At 62.3% G+C, this 16,043-nt stretch carries 10 protein-coding genes and 1 pseudogene; all 11 read right to left on the reverse strand.

The annotated features are described in order from the left end of the window. Window positions 1-82 precede the first annotated feature (82 nt). Window positions 83-1,384 carry a TIGR02679 family protein gene (locus tag ACFX5Q_RS31495; protein ID WP_404284093.1) on the reverse strand — a complete coding sequence of 434 codons (1,302 nt, stop codon included), beginning with the start codon at window positions 1,382-1,384 and terminating at the stop codon, window positions 83-85. After that, complete coding sequence (locus tag ACFX5Q_RS31500) at window positions 1,381-5,547, reverse strand: TIGR02680 family protein (protein WP_404284094.1); 4,167 nt, start codon at window positions 5,545-5,547, stop codon at window positions 1,381-1,383. Before ACFX5Q_RS31500 ends, ACFX5Q_RS31495 begins: the two co-directional genes overlap by 4 nt. Beyond that, the gene (locus ACFX5Q_RS31505) at window positions 5,544-6,839 is read right to left on the reverse strand and encodes a TIGR02678 family protein (RefSeq protein WP_404284096.1); all 1,296 of its coding nucleotides are present in this window, start codon (window positions 6,837-6,839) and stop codon (window positions 5,544-5,546) included. Before ACFX5Q_RS31505 ends, ACFX5Q_RS31500 begins: the two co-directional genes overlap by 4 nt. After that, window positions 6,836-8,320: a TIGR02677 family protein gene (locus ACFX5Q_RS31510; RefSeq protein ID WP_404284097.1), complete on the reverse strand. Its 1,485-nt coding sequence runs from the start codon at window positions 8,318-8,320 to the stop codon at window positions 6,836-6,838. The genes ACFX5Q_RS31505 and ACFX5Q_RS31510 overlap by 4 nt, the downstream gene beginning before the upstream one ends. A gap of 512 nt (window positions 8,321-8,832) precedes the next feature. Beyond that, a pseudogene (locus ACFX5Q_RS31515) lies at window positions 8,833-9,276 on the reverse strand (transposase); the annotation flags it as partial. An 80-nt stretch (window positions 9,277-9,356) separates the two neighbouring features. Then, window positions 9,357-11,513 (reverse strand): peptidase domain-containing ABC transporter, encoded by a 2,157-nt coding sequence (locus ACFX5Q_RS31520; protein ID WP_404284098.1) that lies wholly within the window; start codon window positions 11,511-11,513, stop codon window positions 9,357-9,359. 32 nt (window positions 11,514-11,545) lie between these two features. Then, the gene (locus ACFX5Q_RS31525) at window positions 11,546-12,634 is read right to left on the reverse strand and encodes an HlyD family secretion protein (protein ID WP_404284100.1); all 1,089 of its coding nucleotides are present in this window, start codon (window positions 12,632-12,634) and stop codon (window positions 11,546-11,548) included. 787 nt (window positions 12,635-13,421) lie between these two features. Beyond that, window positions 13,422-13,616, reverse strand: a complete 195-nt coding sequence (locus ACFX5Q_RS31530; protein ID WP_404284102.1) for a hypothetical protein — start codon at window positions 13,614-13,616, stop codon at window positions 13,422-13,424. A gap of 13 nt (window positions 13,617-13,629) precedes the next feature. After that, window positions 13,630-14,319 carry a hypothetical protein gene (locus ACFX5Q_RS31535; RefSeq protein ID WP_404284103.1) on the reverse strand — a complete coding sequence of 230 codons (690 nt, stop codon included), beginning with the start codon at window positions 14,317-14,319 and terminating at the stop codon, window positions 13,630-13,632. Between the two features lie 40 nt (window positions 14,320-14,359). After that, the gene (locus tag ACFX5Q_RS31540) at window positions 14,360-15,091 is read right to left on the reverse strand and encodes a hypothetical protein (protein WP_404284104.1); all 732 of its coding nucleotides are present in this window, start codon (window positions 15,089-15,091) and stop codon (window positions 14,360-14,362) included. 330 nt (window positions 15,092-15,421) lie between these two features. Beyond that, on the reverse strand, window positions 15,422-16,043 hold a 622-nt coding region (locus tag ACFX5Q_RS31545; RefSeq protein ID WP_404284106.1), incomplete at its 5' end, for an IS1595 family transposase.

Raw genomic sequence — 16,043 nt, forward strand, 5'->3', positions numbered from 1 at the left:
CCGCGAGACGTTGGCGCGCGTCGGCAAAGCTGCATTCTCAACCTTTTGCGAAGAATTGCGCGGCCGTGCGAAGAAGGCAGCTTTATCGATCATCGAGATCCTGCAACAACGAGGCGGCCAGCGCCTCCTCGGCGATGGCCACGCGGTGCTGAAGCATGGCCAGCGTCAGCGCTGCGTCCCATGATGCTTCGACCGCCTTTCCTCCAAGCGGGTGGGCCACGCTCGGCGCTGTTCGCACGGCGGCAATATAGTCGCCGGCGCCAAAGCGCCAGGGCTCTGCACCATGTTCGCGCATGAGGTGGTTGCCGATGTGTAATCCGGGCCAGTCAAAGTCGCCGTGATAGTAGAGCCGCGCGCCCGCCTGCGCGAGTTGGGCCAGAAGGCATCGTTGCGCAGCCGCTGGCATACCATCGGTGCAGACTAGCGGCGCGCAGCCAGCCCCCCATCGGTCAGCGGCGATGGCGAGCAGGTTGGGATTTTCGCACACATAGACGTCACGGCCCGTCGCATCCCACCGGGGCGGCGAGCGCAGCAGCGATCGCAGCGATGCATAGGCTGGCTCTCCCAGAGGCCAACGATCGCTTCCGGTCCCGCTTGTCGGCAGGTTCAGGGACAGGGCAGGGCGTGCCAGCTCGTTGACCAGAACCCCTGCTCTGGCCCACGTCTCGCGTGCTCGCTCCGCACCGCCGGCCGGGTTCAGATCGACGTCGTCTCTCGATTTCCGCATCGTCTTGCCATCTTCGTCGGTAACGGGTGCGGTCAGGTCAGGAGCGGGCGTGGCGGTCTGGCGACAGACCGCCAGCACAAGTGTCGCGACCCCGCGGCCGTTGTCGAGCGCATGGGCATCGCCCAGAACGTCCGCGGCCAATTGCGAACGCGTAATGCCTTTTGCCGGTAGATGCCGCAGCACCTCTTCGGCGCGTCGGCAAAGCTCCGCTGCAGCGATCGCATCCTGCCGAGCGAGCCGCTTGAGCAGGCCGATGCCCTCCGGTGTCAGGAGCAAGCTGGCCAAGCCGGAATGCCTGCAACCATCGATTACACCGGACCACACTGTTTGCAGATGGAGGCGCATCCCGGCGAGATGAAGGATGGGGCCGTCGAGCTTTTCCAACGCGTCGCGCAGGGACGTTGCGATGCCGGAGCGCAGCAGGTCGACATCGACGCGGTGGACGTCAATCTGTAGGGACTTGGAGCGGCGCTGGGGGCGGCCGAGCAGCGAGGCCAGTTTCGCGTGTTCTTCCGCGCTGAGCCCGGCGACGCGAATATGATCGACAGTGCCGCCGAGCGGCGCGCGCTCGAAGCGTTGGCGCAGTCGCTTGCGCAGCGGGGCGAGATGCTCGCCGCCGAGCAGGCGTTGAAGACGCGGATCGACTTGGTCGCTCATCCCGGCGCAAATCGACGGTTGGGATCGGCCTCTAGCTTCCTCTCCCCTCCGTCCCAAGTCCATCGCGACACGAACACGGCGTCGATACCTTCGCGCCGTTGCAACTGACAGATGGCGACACCAGGCAGTTCAGCATAACAAGCCCACTCGCGCTCGCTGGTGATGACGAAGTCCAGATCGAACTCTCGGATCAGCCCCATGCAATGCGCGCGTGCTGTGTCATCGATGCCGGCGAATGCTTCGTCGAGCAGCATCAACCGCGGTGCCAGGGCGTGGCTGCTCTGGCCATAGAAGCTGGCGACCGCGGCAAACAGCGGCACCGTCAGACCGAGCGCCCGCTCGCCGCTCGAGGCGGGTCCGGAAAGCTTACGCCAATGTCCCTCCTGCCAGCGTTCGACGCGGAAGCGGTGCCAATGGCGATAATCCAGGGCGCGGGCGAGCTGGTCGAGCAGGGTACCGCCGCTGTCTTTTCCACCGCTGGAATCAGCGCGCTCCCGCTCGGCGGAAATGCGCTGCTGCAGCATCGCGCCGACGACGCTCCGGTCGTCTGACGACCAAAGGTCCGCGCTGGTGTTAAGCAGGTGCTTGCGCGCCACGTCGAGGCCCACCGGCGACCCTTCCTCTTCGGACAGCGGCTGCCACAACAGGCGATAGCGCACGCCGGTGGAGGTAGGGCGCTTGTGCAACTCGCCGTTGATGGCGTCGACTTGGCGTTCGGCGCCCTGCAACAGGCGCTGGATTTCTGCGGCGATTTCGGCCTGCAGATGGTTCTCCAGAACAGCCCGTTCGTTCGCGGTAAGCAGTTCGCTGCGCTGGGCGATCTCTTCAGCGAGGCGCATGGCAAGGCGGTCCGGCCGTTCGCGCCGGTTCTGATAGACGATATCCACCCTGAAACCCCAATCGCTGGGGTCGGCCTGGGCCTGGTGGCCGAGCGCGGCGAGCGCGCGCTGCAGATCGGTTAGTTCTTCGGCTATCTGCCGCTGCACGCGCGCCCATGCCTCCTCGTCGTCACTGAGGCCGGACAGCTCCTGTTCAGCGCGACGGGCCAGTGTCAACGCCGGGTCGATCGTCCACTGAACGCCCATGTCCGGCAGTTCAATATGCGGCAGGGCGGCCGACAGCAGGCCCGTGACCGCGAACTGCTGCAGTCTGGAGATCGCCTGGGCGCGGGCCTCGCCGCGCTGCTGAAGGACGAGGTTCGCCGTCTCGGCCTGCTGGCCGGCAACCGCACGCGCCTCACCTGCCTTGCGCCAGGCTTCGCCGGCGAGCTTCAGCTCGGCTTCACCGGTTTCGACCACACGGCGCGCATCGATCAGCTGCCGCTGCAATTCCTCGACCTTGGCGCCGACCGTTTCGCGCAGCACTTCCAGCCGAGCAGAGGCGTCTTCCGCTTCAACGCGGGCTGTCGCGAGTTCCTCTTCGCGCTGCCATACATCGTTGCGTGCCTCACTCTCGCAGGCACGCTGACGCTGCCGCTCGGGCAGTGCCAGACGGACCTCGTGGGCCACTTGTTCGAGCCGGACGTGCGCATCGCGATAATGATCCAGCGCTGCTTGGACGCCAGGTAGCGCTTCGGGTATTTCGGGTAGGCGCAGGTCAATGGCATCCCCAGCAAGCTGTTCGCGCATTGCCTTGAGCGCCTGTTCGGCCTCGCGACATCGTGTATCTGCTTCGGCCAGCTTTTCGCTGGCGAGACGCGCGGCTTTGGCGCTGGCGGTGGCGGCTATATGGGCGCCTCGCAACACCTCGTCGGCGGGCGCAAGGCGCCACTCTTCGTCGGCCTGGTCCCGATCCAGCGCGAGCTGCTCCGCCTTGGCTCGCACCGCCGTCAATTCGATAGAGAGTTGCGTCAGACGTCCAGCAATCTCAGCCAACCGCCGCATTCGGGCTGCGGCGCGGGCCGCGTGGCCGATATAAACCGCCGCCGGCTTGCCCCACCGACCGGACAGCGCGCCGAGGCGGAAGCGGCCGTCGGGGGCGATCCAGGCCTCGCTGTCGATCGGATCGTCGTCCGCGCAGGCGATGCCAGACAGCACGCGCCCGATGATATCGGCTGGTACGATGCAGCCGGCCGGCACGGTGGCTTCCAGCCAGTCCACGAGCGATGGAGAGTGCTTCTGTCGTTCCACAGCCTGCGTATCGTAAGGTAGGGTACCACCATCACTGGCTTGGAGTCGTCCGTCAGGCGCTATCCAGGCGTCGAGCAACCCGGCGGCTTCGAGCGCGGCTTCGAGGCCGGCGCGTTGCGGGGCAGCCACCGCACCACGAAAATCGACCACTTGCCAGAGCGGCGCCCCCTGACGTTCGTCCCGGACAGAGGCGTCGCGCGTGTAGGGCAGGGGCGGTGCAATTTCGTCGCCAGCTTCCAGGCGTCCGCGTTCGTCTTTCAGGATCTCGTATTCCAGCTCCAACGCCTGCCGTTGGCCGTCGAGCGCTACGCGACGCTCAGTCAGGAAGAGGCTGGCTCCTTGATATGCCGCTTGCAGGAGCTGGTGCGTGGGGTTGTCGCCTTGGAGCGTCGTTGTCCATTCCGCCAGGGCCGTCAATGCCGCGGATCTGCCGTCGGAATCGATCAGCAATTGCCTTAGGCCAATAAAATAGCGGTCCCAACTCTCCACCAGCTCCCGGCCTTGCTGTTCGACCTTAGTGTCGGCTTGGGTCCGACTTTCGGCGGCCGCTTCAGCTTCGATCCGCCGTTCGTCTTGGATTTCGCGGCGCCGCGCATAGGCGGCCTCGACCTGCGCGACTTCGCCGTGGCGACGACGCAACAGGGCAATCTGCTCACGCCGGCCGACAACGAGGTTGCGGAGCTCGGCGCAGGCCCTGTCGAAGGCATGCTGCGTCAGCTCGATCAGCGCGGAAGCGTCCGATGTGGCGAGGAGATTTCCGGCGTGCTGGCCGGCGATGCCCGCCGCATCGGCGTGCGTGGCGCTTTCCAGTCGCAGATCGGCCAATGCGCGTTCGGCCTGGTCCGCGCGCTGGATTGCGCGTCCGGCTTCCTCGGTGCTGATCTCCAGCCGACGTCCTGCCTCAGCGACGGCCATCGTGGCCCTCTGCATCGCCTGCCGTCGCCCCGCCGTCTCCTTCTCGGCGTTTTCGAGGCGATTGGCGTCCTGCATCGTCGGGTCGGAGCGCAAGGTATCGAGCCGCGCACGACTGCGCGCCAGCGCGATCTCGGCATCATCGTGAGCGGTCCGGGCCAGCGCTTCTTGCCTTTGTGCCTCGTCGAACCGAACCTGGGCCTCGCCTCGTGCCCGGCTGGCGTTGTCGAACTCCGTCTGGGCCTGGCGCAGCAAGCGCGCCTGCCGGCGAGTCTGCGTACCGGCATAGACGCGATAACGCTCCTCGAAACGGCCAACGGCCTTGGCCAGCGCCTGATACTCGTCGAGTTGACGACGATCTTCCTCCAACTGTCCGAGCGCTTCGGCGACGTCGCCGAGCAATTCGGGCGCCAGCGGCGGTAGGGCTTCGGTCAGTGCATTCGACAGCGCGGTTTCGTCCGGCTTTCTGGAAAGCTGCGGTTGGCGAAGCTGGATGAGCGTGTCCATCAACGCGTCGTAGCGCTTGGCGCCCAGGTGGAACAGGCGCTCGTCGACGGCACGGCGGTAGCCGGCCGCGGTGTCGAACACCTGGCCGCGGCCATCGAGCGCGTCGCGCAGGCGTTCCTTGGTCAGCACCACCCGCTGCGCGCTCGTCAGCCACAGATCCTGATTGATGCGCGGCGCGTCGTCGGCATCTTCCAGCAGGAAGAACCAACTGTCGACCTGCGGACGAGCCACCGTCGCTGAAAGGCCAGCGCCAAGCGAGAGAAAACGTGGCGTGCCGTCCTCTGCGATGCGGCCGAACTCGATCCACGCATAGCCGATGCGCCGGTCGTAGCTGTTCATCAGCAGGTTCCAGGCCATCTTCTTGCTGCCGTCCCCATCGGGCTCGATGCGGGAAGACTTGAGTTGCGCGTCGAGCAGCAGCGGCAGCGTCAGCGACAACACCTTGGACTTGCCCGTGCCGTTGTTGCCGCGTAGCAGCAGATGGCCGTCGCGGAACCAGAATTCTTCACTGTCGTAGCGGAAGAGCTCCACCAGGCCCAAGCGCAGCGGTTGCCAGCGCTGCCGAGTCGGCATCGGCAAGGCGGGTTTTTCCGGAGGCAAGGCGAACAGGTTCAAGCAGTCGTTCCCGTCGGTTCGAACAGAGGTCCGGATGCCTTGGTCGAGGCACTGCGGGTTTCACGGATTTCAGCCTCGCCCAGCGCGAAGCGCGCGAGCGCCGGCAGCGGCTGTACGACGCCAGCCATCCGCACGACAAGTTGCAGCTTTTCCAATCGATCGATCGCAATGGCGGCGAGCTCGCGCTCGGCGCCGGGCTCTCGCGCCGATTTGCGCCAGTAGCGGCCATACCGGCCCTTGGCCTCATGCAGGAAGTCGGCAATGTCGTGCTCCCGCATGCCGGCGGCCTGCGCCGTGCCGGCCCCATCGGCCCGGCCCTGCCTTTGGCCGGTGGCTAGGTGTTCGGCGACCAGCAGCGTTACATGGGCGTCGGTGCCCTCGGCCGGCATGGCCACATCGGTCAGCACACCGGCTTCATCCACCAGCGCCAGCCCTTCAGCGCGCTGCTCGGCCACCAGGCCGGCGGCCTCGCACAGGCGGGCCGCCATCGCGCCGCGCTGGTTGAAGAAGTAGGCTCGGGCTTCCGTGTCCAGCGTCTCGACATAGACCACCGGATCGTCGAGAAGCCGGCGCGCGAGCTGGTGGCGTAGCGCCGTGCGCCGCCCCTCTTCGCTGTCCGCCACATGTTCTTCGATTAGGGCGCGCAGCCGCTCTTTAAGCGTGACGGGAGCTTCTTGCGCCGCCCAGGTGGACGGGCCACGCACCGCTGCCAGCATGCCGGCAAGCGTGCGGCGCTGCACGTCGTAGAGCGCATCCGCCTGATCGCCTCCGGCACGCACGAATGTTTCTTCGTCGCCGGCGACGCGGTGCAGTACCCCGAGGCCCAGTAATGTGCGGCACACCGACACGAGTTCGCGCCGCTCGTGTTGTGCCTCGAGCGTGAAGGTGAAGTCGAGCGTCGGCTCGGCGGCGAGTTCAAGCAGCCTCTCTCCCAGCAGGCGCAAGGTGATCTGCGGATCCGCGCGTTCGAGCACCGCGCAGGCGAGGCAAAGCAGCACGTAGCGGCGCCGATCGTAGCCGGGAATGCCGCGCATGGCGTCGGCCAGGTCTCCGGGCCGCTTGTAGAGGCGCGCGCCCTCGCGCTCGACCTGCAGTATCCAGCCCGTCTCGCGCGAAAACCATTCACGCAATGCTTCGGCCTGACGGCGTACGCCGGCGAAATCCTCATGCGCCGGCCCCATCAGCGGCGTCATCAGAAGGGCGCGCACGCTCGCGCGAAACTCCTCGCGCTGGAAGCGCTGTTGCAGCAGGCCGATGCCGCGACTGTCGTTAGAGCCGTTCGCCGCTTTCATCGACCGTCCTGCAAGGGTGTGATAGTGATCAGATGGTCGCGCCCGGCAAAGACACCACGCGGCGTCTCAATCATGGCGCGACTGTCGGGGGCGAGCGGCTTCAGGTGGATGTGCAGCAAACCGTCGCCCGTGCGTCGTTCCACCGGCGTTTCCGGCCCGGCCTGTTCGCTCAGCGCCTCCCCGAGCAGGGCCAGGAACAGGCCGAAGGCATGCGTGTCGAGTTTCCCTAGATCCGAAAGCCGCGCCGGGCGGCTGGTGGCGAGACGCTCGCGCGCCGCTTCGACCTGCAGCGACTCCTCTGCGAGCTGAAGTGCCAGGAACGCGCGCTCTTCGGCGCGGTCTCGCACGCGCGGCAGCGGTCCGCGCGGGGCGGCTTCGCCGTATTCGCGCAAACGCGGGTGAATCCTGAGCGGCGCGGCGTCGGCCCAGGAGGTGCTGGCCGGCAGATCGGCGTCCGCGTTGGCGTTGAGCGAGAAATGCCGCGCCGGATTGAGGGCGAAGGCAGCCCGCGCAAGGCGGTGCGCCTCGCCGTTGTCTGCGCAGGCGGCAAACCAGCCGGCGAGCAGGCGGAAGTCGGCAGAGCGATCGCTGCGGCCGCTGCGGCGCTCGTTGAGCGCAGCGATAGCAGCCAGAAGCTGGGGGATGGCCGATCGTGCCCGCGCCCGCAACAGCTCGGCTTGCGGCGGCTCGTGGCCGGTGCTGAGAAACCAGCCGCGCAGACCCTTCCAGCGTTCTTGCCAGGCTTGCAGGTAGGCTTTCCGCGCCTCGGCCTGATCCTGCGCGCCGCCCGGAGCCGCGTCCCGCGATTCGCGCTCGGCCACCTGTCCAAGCAGGGCGTCGATGCCCTGCTCCAAAGCCAGGATGAGGCGTGCGATGGTGTCGGAACGGCGCACCAGATCACCCATGAAGCGCTCCAGATAGTCGATCAGCCGCTTCTTGTAGTCTGCGACCGCCCCTGCATCGGCTTGCTGCAGCTCGATGCTGCGCGCGACGCCGGCCATGAACGCCTGCGCGTTCTCGGCCAGACTTTCGAAGACACGCACAAGATCCCGCAGTGTTTCATGGATCTTGGCCGCGTCGGGTTCGGTTGCTTCGGCCAGCGCCTGAAGTGCCTGCAGTCGGCTCGCTATGTCCTCGAGCGCCACCGTTTGCAGCTCAGCGCGGCGCTGCAAGGTCTGTACAAACACCGCCAAGGCCGATTCAACGGCCTCGCCGCCCTGCGAGAGTCGATAGAGAAAGCGTGCACGGTAGAAGTCGCTAAGGCTGGAAACCCGCGCGGTGTCGGGATGCGATTCAAGATTGCCCCATTCGGTAAGCTGGGTGAGCGCCGTATTCACATCCTCAATGCGCGGCGGCCCATTCTTCGGCCATCGGGCTTCCGCAAGCACTTCGTCGGGCCGCAACTGCAAGCGATATTGCCGCTTGGCCGCTGCGAAGACGTCCATGATGCAGCGGTAGAATGCGGCCTTCTCGGCGCTCACGTGACGAAATAGGTCCGCCGGGTCATTCGCAATGTACGTAGGCAATCGCTGCCTCCCCAACCTCTCTTTTGAATGTTTTCGCTTTGTTCTCGCGTCCCGTCAAGACGGCGTGTTGATCATTGAGCACATGCGCCTCGGGCGCGCTTTCTATGCACTTAGTCAGAACATTTCCTCAGTAAGATCAAGGGGAGGCATTGTCAGAAGCCAGTTGATCGGCCCACCAAATGTCGACCGATCCTATCGATCGTCTATGACGGCAAGAAAGCCGAACTGCGAAATTATCGATGAAATCAAAGCCCGAATTTTTGACGGTGTGTCTGACGATAGATGTGTCGAGCGAAAAATAAATTGCTTCGCGAAATCAATTTGTACCATGGGTTGAAGCAATTGGGCGAGTGCCACGCATTTGGTCGGCCTCGGACCAGCCGCGCGCAGACCAGCTGCCGAGCACGGAGGTTTGGAGGGGACGAGATCCCGATGTTTAATCGGAATGGGCACGGGCTTCTCAGGTGCATCTCGAGCACGATCCGCTTCGGCACCTGCCGGAACGAGGCGCAGTAAAGGTCAACCATCGCCCGCCCATGGCGACGAGCTCCCGCACGCCGGGCAGGACATCGTCGATTGGGAGGCCAGATCCCGGCCCGACGGCAGCACATCCTGGGCCATCTTGAAGACCGGATCGGAGCGCAGCCGGTTGGCGTCGTTGCCGTCCTTGGTAGCCGGCGGCGATCATCTTCATGCGAAAGCCGATCATGTCGGCCAAGCTGTGGGCGGTCTGGTCGAACAGCGCGGATCGTCGATGCAGCGCGCCAGACGCCACCCCCAGCCCGCTTTTCCACCTCGGCCAGAGCCAGAACGCCGCTGTTGGACGACAGCATGCCGCCGTCGAAACGGGCGACGACGGACTTGCCGCCCCCGAATGACAAACCGCTCAGCAGCAGCGTAAGATCGTTCATGGCGGGTAGGATCTAACCAAATCCTACGTCATTTCAACGGCTTGCACAAAATCCGCCAACCCACCATGAATTTTTTCGGATTAGCTGGATCCGGTTTGCGCCCGCCACAAGCGAGCGTAAGCGCCTTCAGCTGTCAGCAGATCAGCATGCCTTCCCTCCGCAACAATCCGCCCCTTGTCCAAGACCACGATCGTGTCAGCCCCACGAATGGTGCTGAGTCGATGAGCGATGACGACGATGGTCTTACCGGCCCGACGCAGATCCTCAACCACCCGCAGGACAAACGCCTCGGCGACCGAGTCAAGAGAGGAGGTCGCCTCGTCGAGGATCAGGATCTCCGGATCCCGATACAGAGCCCGAGCCAAGGCAAGGCGCTGCTTCTCGCCGCCGGAGAGGCGTACACCGTTCTCGCCCAGATGGGTCTGGACACCGCCGGGCCAGCGCTCGATTACCTCCCGCAGCCCTGTTTGATCGCAGATTTGGAGGATCTTTTCGATGTCCGGCTCGACGCCAAGGGCGATGTTGTCGATCACCGAGCCCGAGAACACGTCGATCGATTGCGGCACCGCAGCGACAACCTTGCGCAGGGATACGGTTGAGAGATCCTGGAGAGCAAAGGGACCGATCTTGATGCGTCCGCCCTCATGCGGGTAGACATTCTGTAGCAGCGCGGCAAGGGTGCTCTTGCCCGAGCCGCTTTCGCCCACCACGGCTGTCATCTCGCCTCGGCGGAAGGTGACGCTGAGGTCCTGGAAAAGCTCCGGCTGCGCGCCATAGCGGAACGTGACGTTCTCCAGGCGGATATCACCAAGGTTGGACTTTGTGGCATCAATGCCGCCGCCGCTTGTCTCCTGCTCCAGGTCGAAGATCTCGAACAGGCGATCCGCTGCGATAAAAGCATCCTGAACGATCCGGTTGGTCTGGATCAGGCTGGCAACCGGCCGGGTGACATAGCCGAGCAACGTATAGCAGGACAGTAATTCGCCGGGCGTGATGGTTTGATCGAGGGCAAGCGTCGTTCCGAACCACATCAGCACGATGGTGAATAGGGTCGAGAGGAAATTCGAGGCGTTGTCTCCGAAGATCGAGATGAGGCCGGAGCTGTAGACGGAGTGCAGCATCTTGATGAAGCGGGTCTCCACCTTGAAGTTGGCGAAGCTCTCCATGCCGGAGGTCTTGATCGTGGAGACAGCTGCGAGAGATTCCACCAGTTGTGCCTCCAGATCGGCGGCATTCTCCATAATGGCGCGCTGGCGCTTCCTGTTCAGCCGGTTGATAGTCCAATAGACTAAGAGGTACAATGGGATGGAGACCGCCACGACCAAGGCGATCTTCCACGAGTAAATGAACATCAGCCCGAGCGAGAACAGTATCATTAGCACGTCGACGAACATGTTGATCGAGACGTCGTTCAGGAAGCTCCTGATCTTCACCGCGTCGTTCATGCGGGACACGATTTCGCCCATGCGCATGCTGTCGAAGAACTTCTGGGGCAGGCTTAGGATGTGATTGTAGTAGCCGAGGATCAAGTGGACATCGATTTTCTGCCCCGTTTGCAGGACGATCCGGTTTCTGAGGAGATTGATCAGGATCTGTGCGACCAGGATCAACAGCATGGCGACGCTCATCAGGTTGAGCAGGTTGCGGTTGCCCGCTGTGATCACATGATCGACGATCTTCTGGACGTAAATGGCCGTCGAGAGGCCGAGGATCGTCGTCACCAGCGCCCCCGCGAGAGCCTGCGCCATCACCGCCCTGTGTGGTGCTAGCAGACGCGCGAAGCGGGCGAGGGGTGAGGTGGTCTCTTCGCGGCGCTTGAAGGTGTCTGCCGGAACGAGGAGCACCAGAACGCCGGTCCACTGCGTCTTGAATTCCTCGTGCGGCAGCTTGCGGATTTCGCCATAGGCTGGATCCATGACGATGACCCACCTAGCATCGATCGCCTGGATGACTACGAAGTGGTGCAGGACCTCCTTCACGATCACGTGCGCGATGGCGGGCTTGGGGATCTTGTATAGGCTGTCGAAGCCACCCTTCACCCCCTTGGCGATAAAGCCCAGCTTCTGGGCCGCTTCCGTGAGACCCAGCACGGTGGTGCCGGAGCGGTCGGTCGAGGCATACTGGCGGATGCGTGACAATGGCAGCTTGTAGCCATAGAAGGCCGCGACAGAAGCAAGGCTGGCGGCCCCGCAATCGGTGATGTCGCGCTGCTTGAACTTGATGGCCTTGCTCGACATAGCGGCTCGCTGACTGTTTGGAAAATGAAGGATCAGTGGCTCGCCAGGAGCGGATTGAGCCAATCGTCGACCTCATTGTAGAGGAGTTCCAGGACAGTGCGGTCGCCCAGGAGGAAGCGGGCCCGCACGGTCATGCCTTTCTTCAGGTTACCGATGACCCCGTGCTTGAGCGCGACATGGCTGCGAGAGAGCGCGCAGCGGACCTTGAAGACCGGGCTCCTGTCGTGGAGGGTGAAGTCCTGCGCCACGTCGAGCACTGTCGCGTCAATGACACCCCATTGATTGTAGTTGAAGGCATCCACTTGGAGCCGCACCGACTGGCCCGGCCGCACGAAGCCGATGTCGTTGGGGGAGACATAGATTTCCGCCACCAGTTCGCCGTCCGGCGAGACCCAAGCGACGGTTTGCCCGGCCTGGATGTAGCTGCCTGGGGTGAGGCCGGAGAATTGCTCGATAGCGCCTGACACGGGGGATCGAATGCGGGTCAGATCCCGTTCGTTCTCGAGCTGATGCAAGGTGGCCGTGAGTTCCTTGAGGCGAAGGTTAATGTCGAAGAGCTGCTGGTTCCATTCGGCGGATTTGCGCAGCGCGAGGATCTCGCCCTGCACCTCAATTGTCTGGAGGGCGAAAGCCTTCTCGTCAACGGCCTTCGCGGGCGTTGCAGCAGCGGAGAGCAGTCGCCTAGCGCGGTCGAGTTCCGCCGCGGCATTACTGCGGGCATATTGGTTCTCCCGCAGCAGGTTGAGAAAATGCGCCCGCTCGGCCGTAGCGGGCTCGGTCAGGAGGCGGATCGGGTCCTTGGCCTGTATGCCGGCGGAGGAGATCAGGGTTTCGAGGTCACGGGCAAGATCGCTCTTAGCGCGAATATCGCTTGTAAGCGCCCTGAGCTTTTCCTCAACCACCTCATCATCGAGGGCGAGGATCTCCTGCCCCTGGGCAACCAGATCGTTCTCAACGACAAGGATACGGGAGACGCGTCCGGAGACGGGCGCGATCAGGGGCGTCTTCTCGACGGTGGGGCGAATGATACCGGCACTTTGGGCAGAGACCGTTATGGTGATGAGTGGCAGCGACACCAATGTCGCCAGCACAGAGAGCACAATCACCTTATAAATGACCAAAGATCGTCCTGACCTTCGGGAGAGAATGCTCTCTGCGGTGTAGCAGGCTATTTCAGGAGAAAGGGGAACTTCTGATCTATGTTCAGTATGAAGCATAGTTAGCTTGCGCACTTATGTTCTAGCCGTGAATCTTATAGCGGACTGCCCCTTCCGCTATAGTCGAAGCTACAAAAGCTAGTAGCGTAACAGCTGCCCAAACTACTCCCCAGAATAGCCCTCCCGAAATTGCAGATGCTTCTTCCGGAGCTAATTCGGTCACACCATAAGCTGACATATCCGCGTTCATTGTTGTCTCCTTTCCTAGATCTCAAATAAGAGGATGAATCGGTGATGCGGGTCGGCGGCGTGTGCCGCCGCACAACGAGAACATCAAGAGCCGTGCCAACTGCGCAGGAAGCGCTTCAGAAAAACTGTTCTGCATATTATTCAATGGCTTCAGTGAGCGCGCGGCGGCACGCCGGCCGAACATCACCGTGTCGCGGACGCGACAAACCCGAAAACAGGGGCAACGCAAGCGTATGTCGGGAGAGCGGGAACGAGTAGATGGTGCAAGTCCAGCACAATGAAGGGGTAGCGATCCGTTGATGTCACGTTAACGCGGCTGAATGTGCTTGCCGCCCCGCGCGCACAACCTCTGCACGAACGCGCGACCGGATGTATACCGTTCGAGCATGTAAAAATTTTGCTAGGAAAAGACTCCTGCCGCCCTCTCCGATTCGGAGGGTGCGCTAATGTGTTCGTTAGCGCTAGTGGCGATGGTTCTAATGACGGGCTACCCTACCCCCTGCTAGGTACTGTGGTTGCCGATATCTTCCGGAAAGATGCTCATGTACTCTCCGAGCCTATGACCGGCGGTCCTGACCCGGAAGTGGGTTTCACGTTCTTCTCCGGCAATGTCGCGGTACTGAATTTGCCCGACCACTCGCGCCACCGGCCCGCCACTGCCCTCGGAGTTCATGGCCTTCTGGACATCATAGCCCAACCGGATGTTCCAACTATTTCCGGGTGCAAGCGGGAGCCCGTCTGCCGGTTGCCATTTTTCCCAAGACAGGTTCCGGGAGAGGATCGTACCCGATGTCAAATGCATAGCGACACTTAAAGCCTTCAGCCGGCGTTTGTCCGAAATTCTTGATGGAGATGAAGATCGTTGGACTAAAAAGGTCGCCCTCCATCTTAATGTCTGCGACATCAATATAAGCACGCAACTGTTTGTTCGCGATTTTTTCGGAAACCAGCAAAGCCTTTTCAGCCACGCGGGCCGATTCGTCAGCATGGTTAGCGGACCGTACGGCAGCATTGGTGGCGCGGATGGTAAAGCCGATAGTGACCAGAATGGCAATAATGCCGGCGATGCCGACGCCGACTTGCCACCATGCCGTTACTACCTGCCTCTCAGTGGCTGTAGCAGCTCTATCGGCGGCATCGGCGGCTTTTTGCTGGGCTTTCAAATCATCGGAATCGTGCTTGTCGCTTGCGGCTTCGCGGTCCCTGGTACGTTGGGTGTCATCTGGGCTTTCGATAATGCGTACCGGGATAGGAGGCTCATTGGCGCGGGTCTGAGCATCGGATGCCTTCCCGTCTTTGCCTTCTTGCTGGCTTGGGGCTTTAGCGGTCACCCCTTGGGCTTCCTGCGCGCTTACGTGGGTGGCTAGCACCATGAACAGCACAACGAATAGAAACCGCATAGACGCCCCTCTTGCCCGTGCTTCTTTTGCCTTGTAGCGGCTATGCCTGCTTGGCAGCCTGATTTTCGTGACGCTCTTTCTCGCGGGCGGACCGCTTTATGCGGCGGTAATCAACGATCCAGCCGGAACTGAACTGCGGCATGAGTTGCATAGGAAGTCGCAATTCCTTGCCCTCTTGGATTGCCTTTGCGATCTTTGCCCTGCTCGGCCCGAACAAGAACAGGAATGTCGAGCCCATATCAATGTTTCCCGTTTTGATGTCGAAAACGGTTTGATATTCCAGAAGGCCGTCCACATTGAATCCGGGGCCTCGTATTCCGGGGCCAGCATCGTCAGTTTTCCCAAATGCGCCAAGCAAATAGTCGCCCTCGCTATCCGGCTGTATGATCTTTGCAATTGGGGAGACGGTTACGGTTCCTTCAACATGGCCGCCAGTCGGCTTTTCATTAAAGACCATGGCGTTACTTCTCTGGAAATTGGCAGTGACGTTGAAGGCCGGCGAGTTTCCGGCATTTCGTACCCTTATGAAGACCTGCGGGTCCCTGCTGCCGTAGTAAACAACCATTCCGCCGGTGACGGCGAGATACGCACGGGTCTGGAGTTCGCCCATCTCGCGCGTGGTGGCCACGGCATCTTCGGCGGCGGCGGTCGCTCGTTGATTGACAACCAGCGTGTTTCTGACAAGCCGAACGGCCCAAATGCTAACGCCTACACTGCCAATGGCAGCAATGGATGCGATCCATTGTGCGTACGTATCCTGCGCCGTGAACAAGCCCCAATACACGGTTTTGACCGACTGACTTTCGCTGTCATCGGTGCGTGTCTCTTGGGTGTGTGGCTGTCCTATCTGGCGATAGGGTGGATAACGAAACCCAGGGTCGGCCCAGGCAATAAATAGTAGGGTAATGCCGACGCAACAACAGCGCCAAGCGCAGCGCCTGCACCCAATTGCGGTTAGACATTGTAGAAAACGCCGCCCCAATTTCCCCTTGCGGCAACTATCACGTACAATGAGCGTTACGGCAACAAGGACCCGATATGACCGACACCCCAAACGCCCGCTTCACCCGCCTCCTAAAGGCGATGGCCACCAAGCCACCGCTCACTTCCCAACAGGGCGCGGGAACGATTGCAGCAAAAGGTCAATCATCAAGTGCGGTTCCCGACGAAGGTTCTGGCGGAACTCGAACTCCCAAAAGTAGGTCTGCAACCACTTCTTCGAAACCGAAACATAAGTCCCGCACATAGAACGCCTGACGTGCGACCAGAAAGCTTCGATGTTGTTGGTGTGGACTTGCCCGTTCACGTACTCGCCAGCGCTATGGTTCACGGTGCCGTGCATGTAGCCGTTTTCTGCCAATTCGCCATATGAAAGCAGCTCGTCGGTCGCAACGCGCGAACCCTGCTTAACCCACTTCAATATGGCTGGCATGATGTGGCGAGCCTTGCGGCTGGGAATGACCTGAGTAACCACGTCGCCACCACGTTCGATAGCACCAAAGATAATCGCCTTGTCATCTTCGCCTCGCTTGTCGACGCCGCCAAAATACATCTCGTCGGCCTCTACAATGCCACCATCGAAGCCGCCGCCGAACTCCCGCTTCGCCAGCGCGTCGGCGTTCTTCAGCAGAGCTTGCACCGCCTGCGCCGCGCCTATTTGGCCCAGGATCTTGAGGATATCGTTATCCTCAAGATCCTCGGTAACAGCGGCGCGGCGCAGGCGG

The sequence above is a fragment of the Mesorhizobium sp. IMUNJ 23033 genome, assembly GCF_044778005.1.
GTDB classification, from domain to species: Bacteria; Pseudomonadota; Alphaproteobacteria; order Rhizobiales; family Rhizobiaceae; genus Mesorhizobium; species Mesorhizobium amorphae_A.